The sequence below is a fragment of the Pseudomonas sp. HD57-3 genome (assembly GCF_056113135.1).
On the sequence record NZ_CM148568.1, the window covers coordinates 3,742,156 to 3,760,374 of the forward strand.

16 protein-coding genes are annotated in these 18,219 nt (G+C 61.3%); 14 read left to right on the forward strand and 2 right to left on the reverse strand.

The window, feature by feature from the left end; genetic code table 11:
- Positions 1–101 precede the first annotated feature (101 nt).
- The 14 genes from argH to AC0R79_RS16765 all read left to right on the forward strand — a co-directional run bounded on the left by argH (position 102) and on the right by AC0R79_RS16765 (position 16,248).
- Positions 102–1,529, forward strand: coding sequence for an argininosuccinate lyase (argH, locus tag AC0R79_RS16700; RefSeq protein WP_085745592.1), 1,428 nt, complete (start codon positions 102–104; stop codon positions 1,527–1,529).
- A gap of 61 nt (positions 1,530–1,590) precedes the next feature.
- A complete protein-coding gene (locus tag AC0R79_RS16705; protein WP_085610364.1) occupies positions 1,591–2,469 on the forward strand; it encodes an amino acid ABC transporter permease in 879 nt (292 codons plus the stop codon).
- A gap of 10 nt (positions 2,470–2,479) precedes the next feature.
- Complete coding sequence (locus AC0R79_RS16710) at positions 2,480–3,244, forward strand: amino acid ABC transporter ATP-binding protein (protein ID WP_007951284.1); 765 nt, start codon at positions 2,480–2,482, stop codon at positions 3,242–3,244.
- Between the two features lie 39 nt (positions 3,245–3,283).
- Positions 3,284–4,108, forward strand: a complete 825-nt coding sequence (locus AC0R79_RS16715) for an ABC transporter substrate-binding protein (protein WP_085603455.1) — start codon at positions 3,284–3,286, stop codon at positions 4,106–4,108.
- A gap of 141 nt (positions 4,109–4,249) precedes the next feature.
- Positions 4,250–5,098 carry a polysaccharide deacetylase family protein gene (locus tag AC0R79_RS16720; RefSeq protein WP_085603453.1) on the forward strand — a complete coding sequence of 283 codons (849 nt, stop codon included), beginning with the start codon at positions 4,250–4,252 and terminating at the stop codon, positions 5,096–5,098.
- Positions 5,091–5,981, forward strand: coding sequence for a polysaccharide deacetylase family protein (locus tag AC0R79_RS16725; RefSeq protein ID WP_474730666.1), 891 nt, complete (start codon positions 5,091–5,093; stop codon positions 5,979–5,981). Before AC0R79_RS16720 ends, AC0R79_RS16725 begins: the two co-directional genes overlap by 8 nt.
- Positions 5,978–7,330 carry an MmgE/PrpD family protein gene (locus AC0R79_RS16730; protein WP_474730668.1) on the forward strand — a complete coding sequence of 451 codons (1,353 nt, stop codon included), beginning with the start codon at positions 5,978–5,980 and terminating at the stop codon, positions 7,328–7,330. The genes AC0R79_RS16725 and AC0R79_RS16730 overlap by 4 nt, the downstream gene beginning before the upstream one ends.
- Positions 7,331–7,346: 16 nt before the next feature.
- A complete protein-coding gene (locus tag AC0R79_RS16735) occupies positions 7,347–8,525 on the forward strand; it encodes an MFS transporter (protein ID WP_474730670.1) in 1,179 nt (392 codons plus the stop codon).
- Between the two features lie 157 nt (positions 8,526–8,682).
- On the forward strand, positions 8,683–9,378 hold the full coding sequence (locus AC0R79_RS16740; protein WP_474730672.1) for an HPP family protein: 696 nt from the start codon (positions 8,683–8,685) through the stop codon (positions 9,376–9,378).
- Between the two features lie 328 nt (positions 9,379–9,706).
- Positions 9,707–12,553, forward strand: a complete 2,847-nt coding sequence (locus AC0R79_RS16745; protein WP_474730674.1) for a cytochrome P450 — start codon at positions 9,707–9,709, stop codon at positions 12,551–12,553.
- Entirely contained in the window at positions 12,550–12,948 is a 399-nt protein-coding gene (locus tag AC0R79_RS16750) for a Rid family hydrolase (RefSeq protein WP_474730676.1), read from the forward strand. Before AC0R79_RS16745 ends, AC0R79_RS16750 begins: the two co-directional genes overlap by 4 nt.
- A complete protein-coding gene (locus AC0R79_RS16755; protein ID WP_474730678.1) occupies positions 12,945–13,808 on the forward strand; it encodes an alpha/beta hydrolase in 864 nt (287 codons plus the stop codon). The genes AC0R79_RS16750 and AC0R79_RS16755 overlap by 4 nt, the downstream gene beginning before the upstream one ends.
- A 178-nt stretch (positions 13,809–13,986) precedes the next feature.
- Complete coding sequence (locus AC0R79_RS16760; protein WP_474730680.1) at positions 13,987–15,093, forward strand: enoyl-CoA hydratase/isomerase family protein; 1,107 nt, start codon at positions 13,987–13,989, stop codon at positions 15,091–15,093.
- Between the two features lie 3 nt (positions 15,094–15,096).
- The gene (locus tag AC0R79_RS16765; protein WP_039768643.1) at positions 15,097–16,248 is read left to right on the forward strand and encodes an acyl-CoA dehydrogenase family protein; all 1,152 of its coding nucleotides are present in this window, start codon (positions 15,097–15,099) and stop codon (positions 16,246–16,248) included.
- A gap of 37 nt (positions 16,249–16,285) precedes the next feature.
- Here AC0R79_RS16765 and AC0R79_RS16770 read toward each other — a convergent pair whose 3' ends face one another.
- Together AC0R79_RS16770 and AC0R79_RS16775 are read right to left on the reverse strand one after the other, a co-directional pair.
- Positions 16,286–17,059 (reverse strand): enoyl-CoA hydratase, encoded by a 774-nt coding sequence (locus AC0R79_RS16770; protein WP_085603440.1) that lies wholly within the window; start codon positions 17,057–17,059, stop codon positions 16,286–16,288.
- Between the two features lie 14 nt (positions 17,060–17,073).
- Complete coding sequence (locus AC0R79_RS16775; protein WP_375747197.1) at positions 17,074–18,201, reverse strand: acyl-CoA dehydrogenase; 1,128 nt, start codon at positions 18,199–18,201, stop codon at positions 17,074–17,076.
- Positions 18,202–18,219 lie beyond the last annotated feature (18 nt).

Genomic DNA, 18,219 nt, shown 5'->3' on the forward strand with positions numbered 1-18,219 from the left:
CCTGATTCTGTCTGCTGCTTCTGTCCACTAATTGGCCGGCACGATTTTTCAGGGCCCAGCACACCGATTTCAGTTCGCGTTACCGACGAGGAAAACAACAAATGTCTCAAACCACCGACCGTCTCTGGGGTGCCCGTTTCAAAAGCGGCCCGTCCGCAGCCCTGGCGGCCCTGTCCCGTTGCCCCGAGCGCTATTTCCGCCTGACGCCGTACGATCTGGCCGGCTCCAAGGCCCACGCCGGGGAACTGCAACGTGCCGGTCTGCTGGACGAGCAGGAAACCCGCACGATGATCGAAGCCCTGGACGGCATCGGTGCCGATTTCGCTGCCGGGCGCATCGCCCCGACGCTGGACGACGAAGACGTTCACACCTTCATCGAGCGCCTGCTGACCGAACGCCTCGGCGCACTGGGCGGCAAGCTGCGCGCCGGCCGTTCACGCAACGACCAGACCGCCAACGATCTGCGCCTGTTCCTGCGTGATCACGTCCGCACCCTGGCCGTGGAAGTGCTGGCCCTGCAAACGGCGCTGGTGGATCAGGCCGAACAGCACGTCGAAAGCATCTGCCCGGGCTTCACCCACTTGCAGCAAGCGCAACCGATCGTGTTCGCCCACCACCTGCTGGCCCACGCCCAATCGATGCTGCGTGACGTGCAACGCTTGGTGGATTGGGACGCGCGCACCTCGCTGTCGCCACTCGGTGCTGCGGCCATGGCCGGTTCCGCGATCGCTCGCCAGCCGCAGCAGTCGGCCAAGGAAATGGGCTACGCCGGGGTCTGCGAAAACTCCATCGACGCCGTGGCCAGCCGCGATCACGTCGCCGAATTCCTGTTCATCGCCAGCATGCTCGGGATCAACATCTCGCGTCTGGCCGAAGAGTTTTGCCTGTGGTCGTCGCGCCAGTTCCGCTGGGTCGACTTGGACGACGCCTACGCCACTGGCAGCTCGATCATGCCGCAGAAAAAAAACCCGGACATCGCCGAACTGGCACGGGGCAAGGCTGGGCGTCTGATCGGCAACCTGACCGGTCTGCTCTCGACGCTCAAATCCCTGCCGCTGTCGTACAACCGCGACCTGAGCGAAGACAAGAACGGCGTGCTCGACAGCGTCGACACCCTGCTGCTGGTGCTGCCGGCGATGGCCGGGATGGTCGCGACCATGACCGTCAACGTCGAGGAACTGCGCCGTCAGGCGCCGCTGGGTTTCACCCTCGCCACCGAAGTCGCCGACTGGCTGGCGGTGCGCGGCGTGCCGTTCAAGGAAGCCCACGAAATCACCGGTGCACTGGTGCAGGCCTGCGAAAAACACGACCTCGAATTGTGGGAAGCCTCGCCGGCATTGCTGGCCGAGATCGACCCGCGCCTCACGGCAGACGTGCGTGACAGCCTGACCCTGGAAGCCGCCATTGCTGCCCGCAGCGGCTGGGGCGGCACCGCGCCGCAACAGGTGCGCGAGCAGATCGGCCGCCTGAAAACCGCCCTCGCAGCGCAGCAACAATGGACCGAAAACTACCAGGGCTTCCGCCTCTAAGCCGGGTCCCCCTCCCACCGGGAGGGGGTTGATCGAAAAGTACAGTGTACGGAGAAACACCATGAGCCAGACTCAGGCAGAACGACTCCAGGCGGAGCGCAAACTGGCGGAAAACCAGTTCGACATTACCCAGTACCAGCACGTGCCACGGCGTTATTACGGGCGGATCTTCTTCGCCACCCTGATCGTCATCGCGATCATCGGTCTGGTGCGGGCCTTCGCCGAAGGCAAGATCGAATGGTCGTACATCGGCCAGTTCCTCACCTCCGAAGCGATCATGTGGGGCCTGTTCAACACGATCATCATGGCCGTGCTGGCCATGGCGCTGGGCATCGTGTTCGGGGTGATCACCGCGATCATGCGCATGTCGGCCAACCCGATCCTGCGTTACGTGGCCGTGACCTACACCTGGCTGTTTCGCGGTACGCCGCTGATTCTGCAACTGCTGTTGTGGTTCAACCTGGCGCTGATCTTCCCCACCATCGGCATTCCCGGCCTGTTCGAACTCGACACCGTGAGCCTGATGACCCCGTTCGTGGCCGCACTGCTCGGCTTGAGCATCAACCAGGGTGCCTACACCGCCGAAGTGGTGCGCGCCGGCCTGCTGTCGGTGGACACCGGCCAGTACGAAGCGGCCAAGTCGATCGGCATGCCGCGCCTGCAAGCGCTGCGCCGGATCATCCTGCCCCAGGCCATGCGGATCATCATTCCGCCGGTCGGCAACGAATTCATCGGCATGGTGAAAATGACCTCGCTGGCGAGCGTCATCCAGTACTCGGAACTGCTCTACAACGCCCAGAACATTTACTACGCCAACGCCCGGGTCATGGAGCTGCTGATCGTCGCCGGTATCTGGTACCTGGCCACCGTCACCGTCCTGTCCTTTGGTCAAAGCCGTCTGGAGCGTCGTTTCGCTCGCGGCGCCGGCAAGCGTTCTTGAGGAACCCGTCATGAGAAGCATCGTCAAGGCCGTGAGCCTGAACAAATATTACGACCAGTACCACGCGCTCAAGGACATCAACATCGAGGTCGAGCAAGGCGAAGTGCTGTGCATCATCGGCCCGTCCGGCTCGGGCAAGAGCACCCTGCTGCGTTGCGTCAACCAGCTGGAAAAGATCGACAAGGGCGGCCTCTGGGTCGATGGCGAACTGGTCGGCTACCGCGTGGTCGGGCACAAGCTGCACGAACTCAACGAGTCGCAGATCGCCCGCCAGCGCCTGGCCACCGGCATGGTGTTCCAGCGCTTCAACCTGTTTCCGCACATGACCGTGCTGCAAAACATCATCGAAGGCCCGTGCCAGGTGCTCAAGCGTTCGCCCAAGGAGGCGCACGAAGAAGCCCTGGAACTGCTGGCCCGGGTCGGCCTGGCCGACAAACGCAACAGCTACCCGATCGAACTGTCGGGCGGTCAGCAGCAACGGGTGGCGATTGCCCGCGCGCTGGCCATGCGCCCCAAACTGATGCTGTTCGATGAACCCACTTCGGCACTCGACCCGGAACTGGTCGGTGAGGTGCTGTCGGTGATGCGCGATCTGGCGCAGACCGGCATGACCATGATCGTCGTCACCCATGAACTGGGCTTCGCCCGGGAGGTTTCCAACCGCATGGTGTTCATGGACGGCGGGCAGATCGTGGAGGCTGGAAGCCCCGAAGAAATACTAATAAGTCCGCAAAACCCGCGCACCCAAAGCTTCATTTCTGCCGTTCGAACCTGAGGCCCCTTTGGCCTTCACAACACTCATAAGAGAACGTCCATGAAGAACTTCGTCATTCCAGCAGTACTCACCTCCCTCATGTCTTGCGGTTTCGCCGTGGCCGCCGAGTTGCCGGCCAGCATCAAGGAAAAAGGCGAGATCGTCGTCGCGATCATGCCCAACTATCCGCCGATGGATTTCAAGGACCCGGCCACCAACAAGCTCACCGGCCTTGACTACGACCTGGGCAACGCCCTGGCCGAACGCCTCGGGGTGAAGATCAAGTGGCAGGAAACCGGCTTCGAGCAAATGATCAACGCCCTGACCACCGACCGCGTGGACATGGTCCTGTCGGGCATGACCGACACCGCCGAGCGTCAGGCCAGCGTGACCTTCGTCGACTACTTCACCAGCGGCCCGCAGTTCTACACCTTGCAGAAAAACGCGGCGACCAACGAGATCATCGACCTGTGCGGCAAGAAAGTCGGCACCAGCCGCCGCACCACCTTCCCGGCGGAAATCGCCGCGTGGAGCAAGGAAAACTGTGAGGCCGCCGGCAAACCTGCGATCAACGTGATCGGCACCGAAGGCTCGGCCGACGCCCGTGCGCAGCTGCGCCAGAGCCGCATCGATGCGGCGATGCAGGGCAGCGAGACCCTGTCGTACCTCAAGACCCAGGAAAAGGACATGTACAAGACGGTCGGCCAGCCGATCTCCGTGCAGTTCACCGGGCTGGGGGTGAGCAAGAAGAAGCCTGAGCTGAGTGAAGCGGTGAAGGTGGCGTTGCAGAGCATGGTGGATGACGGCAGCTATAACGCGATTCTGAAGAAGTGGGATCTGGAGTTGGGTGCGATCAAGGACGTGACCATTAACGCGGGCAAGTAACGCTTCGCCACTGATGCCCGGCTGCGATCTTTTGATTGATCGTTCCCACGCTCTGCGTGGGAATGCAGCCAGGGACGCTCCGCGTCCCGAACAAAGATCGCAGCCTTCGGCAGTTCCTACGATGAGTATCGGAGCGCTGTGATGTCCTCCTCACCCCAACCCACCTGGCCCGACCAGCACAAAGCCTGCCTCGCCCTGGCCTTCGACCTCGACGGCCCGACCGGCGATGCCATGCTCAACAACTCGATCTGGCACAAGCCCGAATACTTCGGCTTCGGCGGCTACGGCCCGTACCGCGCCCTGCCGCGCCTGCTGGACCTGCTCGACGCCTTCAAGATCCCGACCACCTTCTTCGTCCCCGCGTGGGTCGTGGAAAACTGGCCGAAACAGTGCCAGGCCATCGTCGAGCGCGGTCATGAAGTCGCCTACCACGGCTACAAGCACGAATCCTTCTACGCCCTGACGCTGGACCAGCAGCAGGCCGTGATGCACAAATCCCGCGACGTGTTCTGGCAATACCTGCACATCCGTGCCGAAGGTTTTCGCACCCCGTCGGGTGACTGGCGCGCCGAAACCCCGGCGATGCTGGCCGACAACGGCGTCATCTATTCCAGCAGCATGCGCGGCGACGATCGCCCTTATCTGGTCAACGTCCCCGGCCACGACACCCCGCTGGTGGAAATCCCCGGCCGGTGGGAAATGGACGACTACGCCTCCCTCGCCTACACCCGCGCACCGAACTTCCCGTCCGGACTCGACCGCACCGCCAGCTACGAGCTGACCCTCGACAACTGGCAACGCGAGTACGACGGCGCGATGGACGAAGGTCTGTGCCTGACCACCCTGTTCCACCCGAAAATCACCGGCAAACCGGGGCGCATCCTGTTGCTGGAGAAACTCTTCGAACACATGCGCCAGCGCGATGACGTGTGGTTCGCCACGTGCCGCGACGTCGCCCGCTGGTGGCTGAAGGAGCATCACCATGGCTGACGCTGACAACCTCTGGCCCGCCGGCAAACGCTGCGCGGTGGTGTTGACTGTCGATTACAACGACATCCACGGCATCCTCACCCAGGCCCCGGAAGTCGCCGGGCGCGACAAGACGCTGTCGGTGTGGCGCTACGGCACACAACGGGGCGTCGAGCGATTGCTCGGCCTGTTCAGGGAACTCGGGGTGCGCAGTAGCTGGTTCGTGCCTGGCATCGTCGCCGAGGAAAACCCGCAGCACATCGCCGCGATTCTGGCTGACGGCCATGAAATAGCCTGCGCCGGTTACCGCCATCAGGATTACGACACGCTGGATCTGGCGGCGCAAAGTGCGGAAGTCGCCAAGGGTTGTGCAGCGCTGGAAGCATTGACCGGCGTGCCTCCAACCGGTTTCCGGATTCCGGCGGGTAACGGCGCGCCGGGCTTCATTGAAGCATTAAGAGATCACGGCATTTATTGGTCTTCGTCATGGCGTGGCGATGACCTGCCGTTCTTGCAACCAACCGCCCCCGAGGTGGTCGAGTTGCCGCTGCATTACGAACTGGAAGACGAGCCTTACTTCGCCTTCAACCTGAGCCCGGCCGTGCCGCCGGCGCAATCGCGGATCGCCTCCTACAGCCACACTCTGGGCAACCTGCAAATGGACTTCGCCGGGTTCCACCGCTTCGGTCTGTGCTACGTGCTGCGCCTGCACCCGGAAATCATCGCCACGCCGGGGCGCATCGGTGTGCTGCGCCAATTGCTGCAAGGCATTCAGCAGCATGACGACGTGTGGATCGCCACCGGCGCCGAAGTCGCGCAGTGGTGGGCGCAAACGGCGGCGTCGGTCGCGCAGGATCATCCGGCGTCGGTGTATGAGCGCCACTATCGGGACTACCTCGTATGACCGAACGCATGCAGCGGCTGGCGCAGTTTTGCGTCGATACGCGGTTTGAAGATCTGCCGCCAGCGTTGGTGGAGCAGGCCAAGCGACACATTCTCGACACCTTCGGCGCAGCACTGGCCGGGGCCGGCAGCGCGGTGGCGCTTCAGGCGCGGCAGGTGTTCGGCGCCGAGCCGGGCACCGCGCTGGTCTGGGGTTCGTCATTGCGCGTCGGCGCAGGGCATGCCGCATTGCTCAACGGCATCGCCGCCCATGCGCTGGAGCTGGACGACACCGGCGGTTGCGACCACTCCGGCGCGGTGGTGGTGCCGGCGGTGATGGCGGCGCTGTCGCTGGTGAATCGGCCGGTGGACGGTCGCGAGTTCATCACCGCCGTGGTGATCGGCTACGAAATCGGCCGGCGGGTGCTGGAAGCCTGCGGCAGTTATTCGGCCCACAACGGCGCCGGTTGGCATTCGACCGCCACTTGCGGTGTGTTCGGCGCGGCGGCGGCCTGTGCGCGGATCTTTGCGCTGGATGTCGGGCAAACCGTGTCGGCACTGGGCATCGCCGGCAGTTTCAGCGGCGGGTTGTGGGCGTTCATCCATGACGGTTCGCAAAGCAAGAAACTGCACAGTGGCCGTGCGGCCGAGGGTGGTTTGCTCGCGGCGCGTTTTGCTCGTGAAGGCGTCAGCGGGCCGTCGGTGTTGTTCGAGGATGTCTGGGGTGGTTTCCTCAAGACCCTGGCGCCGGGCAGCGCACAACCGGATGCGCTGGATGCCGAACTGGGACAGGTCTGGAAACTCGCGCGCTGCTCGATCAAACCCTACGCCGCCTGTCGTGGCACCCATTCGGCCATCGATGCGCTTGGGTTGTTGCTGGAGCAATTGCAGATCGGCGCGGATCAGGTGGAAGACGTCCAGGTGAAACTGTGCGGGTTTCTGCTCGACATGTGCGGCGGTCGCGACATCCAAAGTCTGGCCGCCGCGCAAATGAGCCTGCCCTACGCCCTCGCCGCGCGACTGGTGCACGGTCATTGCCGATTGGAGGCTTACGACGAACAGCCACGCAACGATCCGCGCATCGCTCACTGGCTGACGCGCATTCGCCTTGAAGTGGATGAGCGCCTGTCGGAGGATGGCGAGCCGGTGGTCGTGGTGCGAACCCGCGATGGGCGTGAGGCGAGCCTGTGTGTCGAGGTGCCGCTGGGCGCGCCGGGCAATCCGCTGAGCGAGGCGGCGCTGGAGGAGAAGTTTTTCAGTCTGGCGTTGCGGGTGATTTCACCGGTCAAGGCAGAGCCTTTATTAGCGCAGCTGCGGCAACTGCAAACGCTGGATTCCGTGCGCGATCTCGAGCACCTGTTAACCGAATAAGGACATTTGATTTTCCGTGGCCACCTACTCGCTCGTTATTCGCCGCCTGATGATCGTCTCGCTGACCATCGTCGTCAGCCGCGCCATCACCAGTCCGTTGCTCACCTTGTTTTTGAGCAACAAGCTCGGCCTCAACCAACAGGATGTCGGGTTGTTGCTGGGCATCGCGGTGTTCATCGCCACCCTGCTTGCGCTGTACGGCGGCTACATCATCGACCGGCTCGAGAAGCGTCGGTTACTGATTCTGGCGATGCTCTCCAGCTCCATCGGTTTCGTGCTGCTGACCTTCGCCAAAGACCTGTACCTGACGACCGCCACCCTGGTCATCACCGAAACCGCCTCGGCGCTGTTCCTGATCGGCTCCAAGGCGATCCTCAGTGAAAACCTGCCCATGGGCCAACGGGCCAAGGCGTTTTCCCTGCGCTATACCCTGACCAACATTGGCTACGCCACGGGCCCGATGCTCGGCGTGGTCATCGCCGGGGTCTACCCGATTGCGCCGTTCCTGATTGCCGCCGGCATCGCTTTCGGCAGCATCTTTCTGATGATCGGCATCCCGAAGGACGCCAGCCCCATCGCAGCCATCGGCCAGCCGCAAAGCTTTCTGAAAACCCTGATCACCCTGAAAAACGACCGCACGCTGATCATGTTCACCTGCGGCTGCCTGCTCAGTACCGTGGTTCACGGGCGTTTCACCCTGTACCTGTCGCAATACCTGCTGGTGGTCGAAGACTCGCAGCGCGCCCTGCAAACCATGGCCGCCCTGCTGGCCTGCAACGCCATCGCAGTGATCCTGCTGCAATACCAGATCGGCCGCTTCCTCAACCGGGAAAAACTGCGCTACTGGATCGCCGCCGGCACCAGCCTGTTCATCGTTGGATTGATCGGTTTCAGCCTCGCCGACAGCCTGGTGACGTGGTGCATCGCGATGTTCATCTTCACCCTCGGCGAGATGATCATTTACCCGTCGGAGTTCCTGTTCGTCGACACCCTGGCCCCGGAAGAACTGCGCGGCAGCTATTACGGCGCGCAAAATCTGGCGGCGCTGGGTGGCGCGCTGAGCCCGGTAATTTGCGGCTTCCTGCTGATGCATACGCCGGCGCCGACCATGTTCTATGCCCTCAGCGCATTGACGGCGATGGGCGGTTTCCTGTGTTTCATGAGCGGGCGACGCGTGGCTTTACTGCATAAATAATGCACTGAAACTGCATTTATATGAATTTGTCAGCATCGTGATTGCTTGGCACACTGTGCGCGTTCCTCCCCCAATAGTTGGAACACTTCGAAGGACTTTCCGCGTTTACGGACAAGTCCTTTTTTTTGCCCTGAATTTCGCAAAGGATCGATTCTGCATGCTCGCTCGCTGGTTGCCCGCCGCCATCAACACCCGCCCCACCGAATGGAGCCGCGCCGCCATCGGCATGGCCCTGGGCACGTTGTTCAGTGTTTGGGCGTGCAGTCAGGTGTTCGGCATTGAAGTGGCCTACCACCTGATCGGCCCGCTGGGCGCTTCGGCGGTGCTGCTGTTCGCGGTGTCCTCCGGCGCCCTCGCCCAGCCATGGTCGATCATCGGCGGCTACCTGTGCGCGGGCATCGTCGCGTTGCTGGTGGCCCACGTACTCGGCCGAACCCTGGGCAGCGCGTGCCTCGCCGCAGGCATGGCGCTGATCCTGATGTGCTGGCTGCGCTGCCTGCACCCACCGGCCGGCGCCGTCGCGTTGACCATGGTGCTGGCCGATCCGATGACCATCGCCATGGACTGGAAAGCCCTGGAACCGGTGATGCTCAGCGCCGCCTGCCTGCTGCTCGCCGCACTGGCCTACAACAACCTGACCCGCATCCGCTACCCGAAACGCCCTGCCGAACCGGCGCCAGCCGTGGCGCCGGTGGATATTCAGTCCATTACGGCCGAGGATCTGAAACGGGCACTGGCCGATATGGAGGCGTTCATCGATGTCACGCCGGAGGATCTGGAGCAGTTGATTCATGCCAGTGAACTGCATGCCAAACGGCGGAGCATTGGTGAAGTCTTGAGCGGCCGGACATAAAAAGCTCTCCGACCGAAGGTTGTCGGGCGCCCTTGCCAAGCTTTCACCAACGACTACATTTCATCTTTGTACCGCACAGAGTTGTCTGCTTTCACTAAGAAGTCTGGCCCGCTGTAATGCCCAGTAGCGATGACACCGGATGTCTGACTATGGAGAAAACTCACGGATCGTGAGTGGCAAGGCTGGCCTCGTGCTTTGACAGCATCGTCCTCCCTCAGTATTCAGCGCACGCGATACGCCCGATCCGGGCGTATCGGTGTGCGCTGCGTCATTCAGTCCTCCGTCTCTGGTGGTTTCGAACTTCATTCGAATCTGCGAGGGAATCACGATGACCGACTCACTGTTGCAAATGCTTGGCACGCCGCTGTTCGACGCCCGCGCGCGTCATACATTGCCGTTGCGCGACTATATGGACCTGACGATCCGACGATTGCGGCACATCATGCAATCCGGGCTCATCACCAATGACATGTGGCTGGGGCAGCCTCGCGGGAAAGAGTTTCGACAGCTCAATGAAAACCTCGCCATCGTGGCCGCTTTCGATTACGCGCTGTACTCCTCGATTGTCGATCATCTCATTGCCTGCAACGCGCTCGTGGCCCATGGCGATGCGCAACAAGTCAGTCGGTATCGCGAGGAAATCATAGAACTGCGCGCCGTGTACTCCTTTGGATGCACCGAAATCCGCAGCGGCAGCGATGTAAGCAATCTGCAGACGACCGTGACTCATGATCCGCAAAACGCCTGTCTGATCCTCAACACCCCCGATCCGTCGGCCTGCAAGTTCTGGATCGGCAACGCCTTGCACGCCGCGCAGGTGGTGATGGTTCTGGCACGCCTGATTGTTGATGGCAAAGACGAGGGGTTGCACTGGTTTCGGGTTCGCATCCGAAACAAGGAAAACGGTCCTTTATTGGCCGGGGTCAATGTCATGGCGTGTGACCCGAAAGGCGGGATTCACGCCAATCAAGTGGCAGGCATTTGTTTCAGCCAGATGATTCTGCCAACGGATGCACTGATGCAGCGCCACTCACGTTTCACTGCTGAAAGAACATTCACCAGCGACGTGCCGCGTGAGCAGCGTGCAACTTCAGCCATGGAAACTTTCATCCAGGAACGGGTTTTACTGTTGGCGGCCGCACGCGGCAGCGCCGGACTGTGCAGTTGGCTGGCGCACCGTTTCGTCATCCATAGAAAGACCGCGGCGGCCGGCCAGACTCTGTTGAACAAACCGCCGGTCCGGCAGCGATTGTACGAAGAACAACTGAAGGCATTGGCGCTCCAGCTGATGGAGCAGGCCGTCCTGAGACGGTTCGAAGCGCAGTGGGATCAATTGGACAAACGCAAGGAGCTGCACATGCTGGCGGCCGTAGCCAAAAGCGTGGGCACGTGGATGGGGCTCGATGTGATGCGCAAATGCCGAGAGTTATGCGGATCGCAAGGCTTCCACCATTACAACCAGATCGTCACACACACGGTCGACGGCGAGATCTCGGTCACCTTTGCCGGTGACAATTCTTTAATGGCCATTCTGGTGGCCATGAATGCTGTGACCCGACCTCGATTCGCCTCTCGACCAACGTCCAACATTGCACAGCAAATCGAAAAAAACATTGTCGAGCAGTGCCGCAATCCCGGCGAGATTTCCCATCGTCAGGCGGTATCGATCGTCCATGCGCGCGCACTGGATCTGGTGCTGGATGAAGCAGGGCGCGATCCGCGAATGTCGGCATCGATGCTCAAGGACTTGATTGGCGTATTTGAACCCTCGTTACGTGAGGGCGAGTTACCTGTCGACCGTGTCGATGTCAATCGCGCTACTCCGGAACGACTGGCACGACTGACCGATTGGCTAAAACCACCCAAAGAGCTGGTCGCGACAGCTCCCATCGCTGGCGCTGATTACATCAAGCAGATGACGAAGCCTTTGTATCCAATCGAGGAGAAGGAACAGGCGCTGCTCGATTTCACTGATCGCGATACGGTACGCAACCCCTATCCAGCTTATGCCTATCTACGTGAGCACCTCCCCGTTTACTGGAGTGAGCGTTTTCATGCGTGGTTTTTGACCCGACATGACGACGTACTCGCTGCCCAGGGAGACTCGATACGTTACTCATCGGATCGAATGCAGCAATTGGTCGATGCCCAACTGCCACCCGACAAGCGCGAGCAACTGAAGCCTTTTGTCAAACTCGCCTCTAAATGGATGTATTCGCAAGACGGCGACATGCACAAGGCCAGCCGGCACTTGCTCGGCAAAGCCTTTACGCCACGGGTTATCGAGTCCTTGCGCCAGATCATTCAGGAGATCACCGACAGGGAAATCGACGAGCTTGAACCACAGACCGATTTGATGGCGAAGCTGTTCAACCGTGTTCCCGCGCTGATCCTCGCCCACTTGTACGGCATTCCCCGAGAGGATGCGTTGAAGCTCAGGAACTGGACTGACGACATCCTGATTTTCCTGGTGGGGAGTCTGGACCCCGACTACGGGCCCGAACAGGCGCTCAAGGGTGTCGAGGAAATGTATGCCTATTTCGCGAACCTGATCGAAAAGCGACGTGAACACCCCGAAGACGATCTTGTCAGCCACGTGCTGGAGGCCAGCATCGATAGCGACTCAAGTGTCGACGCTGTTCTGGCGCAAATCGTATTTATCCTGGTTGCCGGCTACACCACCAGTGCGGATCAGTTGTGTATCGGTTTACTGCACTTGCTTGAACACCCGGAGCAAGTCGCTGCACTGAGGGCCGATCCGAGTCTGATCAAGTCCGCTGTCGAAGAAATGTTGCGCTACGACGCTGCCGGCTCCTTCAGTCACCGCGTGATCATGGAGGATGTGACGCTTCATGGCGTCACGATGCGCAAAGGTGATCTGGTGTACCTCATGCGCGGCTGCGCCAACCGTGACCCGGCGAAATTTCCCGACCCCGACCGCTTTGATATCCGTCGCAAAGACAACAAGCACCTGGCTTTCGGTATCGGCGGCCATTTTTGCATGGGCACCGCGCTGTTCCGGCTCGAGGCTGAAATCGTGTTCAGCACACTGTTCGATCGCTATCCGCAGCTCGCGCTGATTGCCGAGAAACCAGCGATCTGGCGCACCAACAACCTGCAATTTCGCGGTTTGAAATCATTGCCCATCGACCTGGGCCAAGGAGCGGCACAATGAAAATCCAGCGAGTTTTTTCCGAAGCACCCTGGGAATCCATGGCCGGTTACTGCCGGGCGATTCGTGCAGGGAAGCGGATTCTGATGGGCGGAACGGTAGCCTTCAAAAAGGACGGCACCGCCTATAAACCGGGAAACGCATACAAGCAGACGCTTCACTGCCTGAAGATCATTGAACGGTCAATCCAGCAGTTGGGCGTCGACCGCCGCAGCATCATCGGCATCCGTATCTACACCACCGACATGAAACACTGGCCAAAGATTGCGAAGGCCCACAAAGAGTTTTTTGAGGGACACCCCCCCACGCTGATGTGCATCGCGGTGAAGAACCTGATCACCAAGGAATACGTGGTCGAACTCACGACGGAAGCCATCTCCCGCAAGGTGAAGTCATGAGTACATCCGCGCCTGAACAGCCGACGGTAGAAAACACCCGAATGGCACTGCGCCATGCCATGGTGGTCCGTGTCACCAACCTGACGATCCACAATCGCGGCCGGCCCCTGCCCTTGCGAATCTACATTCCGCCAGGCGATGGGCCTCACGCCGTATTGATGTTTTTCCACGGCGGCGGCTGGGTCACCGGGGATCTCGACACCCACGATGGTTTTTGCCGCCTGATGTGCGAGTGGGCCGGATGCGCCGTGGTGGCGGTGGACTATGCGCGACCGCCGGAACACGTGTTCCCCGCCGCCATCGAGGATTGTTGCTGTGCCACACAATGGGTTGTCGAGCATGGCGCAGCCATTGGCCTGGACGCCTCGCGCCTGGCGGTAGCAGGCGGAGGCTCGGGCGGCGGGCTTGCCGCCGTTATCTGCCATTGGGCGCGGGATAAAGGCAACATCCCGATCGCGTTCCAGTTGCTGCTGTATCCCTTGCTCGATTGCATCACCGACAGCCCCAGCCACCGTGCATTCGCCGAGGGCTGTGGGCTCAGCGCGCAGATGCTCGAGTGGTACATCGCCCACTATGTTCCGCTGCATGTTTCTCGCGAAGATCCAAGCGTGTCGCCAGTGCGGCAGAAAAACCTGAAAGGTCAGCCGCCGGCACTGATTATCACGTCGGGGCAGGATGTCCTTCGGGACGAAGGACGCGAGTACGTTCAGCGACTTATATCGGCGGGTGTCGAAGTGCAACACGTCGAGTACGAACACATGCAGCACGGGTTTATCAATTATCCGGCGCAACACGATGAGGCCCGTCAGGCATTACTGCGGTGTACCCGATCCCTGCAAGAACATCTACGAATCAATTGATGATTCAAGGCCCGAACCTGCTGTCCGGGCCCTTCTCCTGCCTACAGATGCCTCCTGCAAAAATGCAGACAGCCCATGCACATATCCCCGTTGTACACGGCAAATTTGCACTGTTACGATCCGGTAACGCTCGCGCGCGAGCTTCTCGAATAAAGACAATAAAAGCAGGGAGTTAGTGATGACTGCTCAGGCTTCATCCCCGCGGACTTCGTCCATGGATGCCACGCCGCACGAAGTGCTGGCCGAGGTTCGCAATCACATCGGTCATCTGACCCTCAACCGCCCCGCCGGCCTCAATGCCCTGACCCTCGAGATGGTGCGCCAGCTCCAGCAACACCTGGATGCCTGGGCCGCCGATGCCGATATCCACGCCGTCGTGCTGCGCGGTGCCGGCGAGAAAGCCTTCTGTGCCGGTGGCGACATTCGATCCCTGTACGACAGCCATAAAAGCGGCGACACGCTGCACGAAGATTTCTTCGTCGAGGAATACGCCCTCGACCTGACGATCCACCATTACCGCAAACCGGTGCTGGCGCTGATGGACGGTTTCGTTCTCGGCGGCGGCATGGGTCTGGTGCAAGGCGCCGATCTGCGGGTGGTCACCGAGAAGAGCCGTCTGGCGATGCCGGAAGTGGCGATCGGGTATTTCCCGGATGTCGGCGGCAGTTATTTCCTGCCACGGATTCCCGGCGAGCTGGGGATTTATCTGGGCGTCAGCGGCGTGCAGATTCGTGCGGCAGATGCGCTGTATTGCGGCCTCGCCGACTGGTATCTGGACAGCAGCAAACTCGGCACCCTCGACGAACAGCTCGATCACTTGGAGTGGCACGATACGCCGCTGAAGGATCTGCAAAACCTGCTGGCCCGTCACGCCGTGCAAACCCTGCCGGATGCGCCGCTCGAAGCCTTGCGTCCGGCCATCGACCACTTCTTCGCCTTGCCTGATGTGCCGAGCATCGTCGAGCAACTGCGCGCCGTGACCGTCGCCGACAGCCACGAATGGGCAACCACCACCGCTGACCTGCTGGAAACCCGCTCGCCGCTGGCCATGGGCGTGACCCTGGAAATGCTGCGTCGCGGCCGCCACCTGAGCCTGGAACACTGCTTCGCCCTCGAACTGCATCTGGATCGCCAGTGGTTCGACCGTGGCGACCTGATCGAAGGCGTGCGCGCCTTGCTGATCGACAAAGACAAATCACCACGCTGGAACCCGCCGACCCTTGCCGCGCTGCACGCTGAGCACATCGCGAGTTTCTTCCACGGTTTCGAAGAGAGCGGGAGCTGAGCCATGCACGATCTCGAATTGACTGAAGACCAGGTAATGATCCGCGACATGGCCCGGGACTTCGCCCGTGGCGAAATCGCGCCCCACGCACAAGCCTGGGAAAAGGCCGGCTGGATCGATGACGGTCTGGTGGCAAAGATGGGCGAACTCGGCCTGTTGGGCATGGTGGTGCCGGAGGAATGGGGCGGCACGTACGTCGACTACGTGGCCTATGCGCTGGCAGTGGAAGAAATTTCCGCCGGTGACGGCGCCACCGGTGCATTCATGAGCATCCACAACTCGGTGGGCTGCGGGCCGGTGCTCAACTACGGCAGCGAAGAACAGAAACAGACCTGGCTGGCGGATCTGGCCAGCGGCGCGGTGATCGGCTGCTTCTGCCTGACCGAGCCCCAGGCCGGCTCCGAAGCGCACAACCTGCGCACCCGCGCCGAACTGCGCGACGGGCAATGGGTAATCAACGGCGCCAAGCAATTTGTCAGCAACGGCAAGCGGGCGAAACTGGCGATCGTGTTTGCGGTGACCGATCCGGACCTGGGCAAGCGCGGAATCTCGGCGTTTCTGGTGCCGACTGATACGCCGGGATTCATCGTTGACCGGACCGAACACAAGATGGGCATCCGCGCTTCCGATACCTGCGCGGTGACGCTGAACAATTGCAGCATTCCTGAAGCGAATCTGTTGGGTGAGCGCGGTAAAGGCCTGGCGATTGCCCTCTCCAACCTTGAAGGCGGACGTATCGGCATTGCGGCGCAAGCATTGGGCATCGCCCGCGCGGCGTTCGAAGCGGCGCTGGGTTATGCCCGAGATCGGGTGCAGTTCGGCAAGGCCATCGTCGAGCACCAGAGCATCGCCAACCTGCTGGCGGACATGCAGATGCAGATCAACGCGGCGCGCTTGATGATCCTGCACGCGGCGCGGCTGCGCACGGCGGGCAAACCGTGTCTGTCGGAGGCGTCGCAGGCCAAGCTGTTTGCTTCGGAAATGGCCGAGAAGGTGTGTTCGTCAGCGATTCAGATTCATGGCGGGTATGGGTATCTGGAGGATTATCCGGTTGAGAAGTACTACCGGGATGCGCGGATTACCCAGATTTATGAGGGGTCGAGCGAGATACAGCGGATGGTGATTGCTCGGGAGTTGAAGAACTATCAGCTCTGACTGATCGCCCCCACGCAATGCGTGGGGGCGAACGCTATTACTTGCCCTGGAACTCGGCAGGCCGCTTCGCCACAAACGCCGCCATCCCTTCCTTCTGATCCTGCGTCGCAAACGCCGCATGGAACACCCGGCGCTCGAAGCGCACGCCTTCGGTCAGGTTCACTTCGAACGCGCGGTTGACGCTCTCCTTGACCATCATCGCAATCGGCAGCGATTTGCTGGCGATCACTGCAGCGACTTTCAGCGCTTCATCCAGCAACTCGGCACTCGGCACGATTCGCGCAACGATGCCGCAGCGTTCGGCTTCCACCGCGTCGATCAAACGCCCGCTCAGGCACATTTCCATGGCCTTGGCCTTGCCCACGGCGCGGGTCAGACGCTGGGTGCCGCCCATGCCCGGCAGCACGCCGAGGTTGATTTCCGGCTGGCCGAATTTGGCGTTGTCACCGGCCAGGATGAAGTCGCACATCAACGCCAGTTCACAGCCGCCACCCAGGGCAAAACCGTTGACCGCCGCGATGATCGGCTTGCGGCGGTTGGCCACGCGGTCGCTGTCGCTGAACAGGTCGTCCATGTAGATCTGCGGGTAGGTCAGATCAGCCATTTCCTTGATGTCGGCGCCGGCGGCGAAGGCTTTGGTCGAACCGGTGATGACGATGCAGCCAATGTTCGCGTCGGCTTCAAAACCATCGAGCGCGCGGTTCACTTCGCTGACCAGTTGCGCGTTGAGGGCGTTCAGCGCCTGCGGGCGATTGAGGGTGATCAGGCCGACGCGGCCATGGGTTTCCAGCAAAATCGTTTCGTAACTCATGTGCAGATTCCTTCTCAAAGATTGCGCGAAATGACCATGCGCTGAATGTCGCTGGTGCCTTCGTAGATCTGGCAGACCCGCACGTCGCGGTAGATGCGCTCCAGCGGGAAGTCGTTGAGGTAACCGTAACCGCCAAGGGTTTGCAACGCCATCGAACAGACCTTTTCGGCCATTTCCGAGGCGAACAGTTTGGCCATCGATGCCTCGACCAGCGCCGGCTGACCGCTGTCACGCAGGGCGGCGGCGTAATGCACCATTTGCCGTGCCACGGCGATCTGGGTGGCCATGTCCGCCAGGCGGAACGCCACGGCCTGATGCTCGATGATCGGTTTGCCAAAGGTGTCACGTTCACGGGCGTAATCGCGTGCCGCTTCGAACGCGGCGCGGGCCATGCCCACCGATTGCGAAGCGATACCGACACGGCCGCCTTCAAGGTTGGCCAGGGCGATCTTGTAGCCCTCGCCCTCCTCGCCCAACCGGTTGGCCACTGGCACTTTCACGTCTTCGAACAGAATCTGGCAGGTGTCCGAAGCGTGCTGGCCGAGTTTGTCTTCGATGCGGGCGACTTTATATCCCGGCGAATCGGTCGGCACGATGAAGGCGCTGATCCCGCGTTTGCCGGCGCTCGGGTCGGTGACGGCAAATACGATCACGATCCCGGCGTTCTGCCCGGAGGTGATGAACTGTTTGCAGCCGTTGAGCACGTAATGATCGCCTTCCAGCCGCGCGCGGGTTTTCAGGCTGCTGGCGTCGGAACCGGCCTGGGGTTCAGTCAGCGCGAAGGCACCGAGCATCTCGCCGCTGGCCAGCGGTTTGAGGAAGCGCTCGCGCTGGTCGTCGTTGCCGAACTTGAGGATTGGCACGCAACCCACCGAGTTGTGCACGCTCATGATGGTCGAGCAAGCGCCGTCGCCGGCGGCGATTTCTTCCAGGGCCATGGCGTAGGCCAGGTAACCGGTGTCGCAACCGCCCCACTGCTCCGGCACCAGCATGCCGAAGAAGCCCAGTTCGGCCATTTCGCCGATGGCTTCTTTCGGGAAACGGTGCTCGCGATCCCACTCGGCGGCGAACGGCTTGAGCCGTTCCTCGGCAAATTGCCGGGCCATGTCGCGGATTTGTTGCTGGTCGTCATTGGGAATCATGGCAAATCCTTAAATCGG

What these genes read in the sequence shown, in the direction of transcription:
- argH (WP_085745592.1), top strand. Translation starts at nt 102, where the DNA reads ATGTCTCAAACCACCGACCGTCTCTGGGGTGCCCGTTTCAAAAGCGGC.
- AC0R79_RS16705 (WP_085610364.1), top strand. Translation starts at nt 1,591, where the DNA reads ATGAGCCAGACTCAGGCAGAACGACTCCAGGCGGAGCGCAAACTGGCG.
- AC0R79_RS16710 (WP_007951284.1), top strand. Translation starts at nt 2,480, where the DNA reads ATGAGAAGCATCGTCAAGGCCGTGAGCCTGAACAAATATTACGACCAG.
- AC0R79_RS16715 (WP_085603455.1), top strand. Translation starts at nt 3,284, where the DNA reads ATGAAGAACTTCGTCATTCCAGCAGTACTCACCTCCCTCATGTCTTGC.
- AC0R79_RS16720 (WP_085603453.1), top strand. Translation starts at nt 4,250, where the DNA reads ATGTCCTCCTCACCCCAACCCACCTGGCCCGACCAGCACAAAGCCTGC.
- AC0R79_RS16725 (WP_474730666.1), top strand. Translation starts at nt 5,091, where the DNA reads ATGGCTGACGCTGACAACCTCTGGCCCGCCGGCAAACGCTGCGCGGTG.
- AC0R79_RS16730 (WP_474730668.1), top strand. Translation starts at nt 5,978, where the DNA reads ATGACCGAACGCATGCAGCGGCTGGCGCAGTTTTGCGTCGATACGCGG.
- AC0R79_RS16740 (WP_474730672.1), top strand. Translation starts at nt 8,683, where the DNA reads ATGCTCGCTCGCTGGTTGCCCGCCGCCATCAACACCCGCCCCACCGAA.
- AC0R79_RS16745 (WP_474730674.1), top strand. Translation starts at nt 9,707, where the DNA reads ATGACCGACTCACTGTTGCAAATGCTTGGCACGCCGCTGTTCGACGCC.
- AC0R79_RS16750 (WP_474730676.1), top strand. Translation starts at nt 12,550, where the DNA reads ATGAAAATCCAGCGAGTTTTTTCCGAAGCACCCTGGGAATCCATGGCC.
- AC0R79_RS16755 (WP_474730678.1), top strand. Translation starts at nt 12,945, where the DNA reads ATGAGTACATCCGCGCCTGAACAGCCGACGGTAGAAAACACCCGAATG.
- AC0R79_RS16760 (WP_474730680.1), top strand. Translation starts at nt 13,987, where the DNA reads ATGACTGCTCAGGCTTCATCCCCGCGGACTTCGTCCATGGATGCCACG.
- AC0R79_RS16765 (WP_039768643.1), top strand. Translation starts at nt 15,097, where the DNA reads ATGCACGATCTCGAATTGACTGAAGACCAGGTAATGATCCGCGACATG.
- AC0R79_RS16770 (WP_085603440.1), bottom strand. Translation starts at nt 17,059, where the DNA reads ATGAGTTACGAAACGATTTTGCTGGAAACCCATGGCCGCGTCGGCCTG.
- AC0R79_RS16775 (WP_375747197.1), bottom strand. Translation starts at nt 18,201, where the DNA reads ATGATTCCCAATGACGACCAGCAACAAATCCGCGACATGGCCCGGCAA.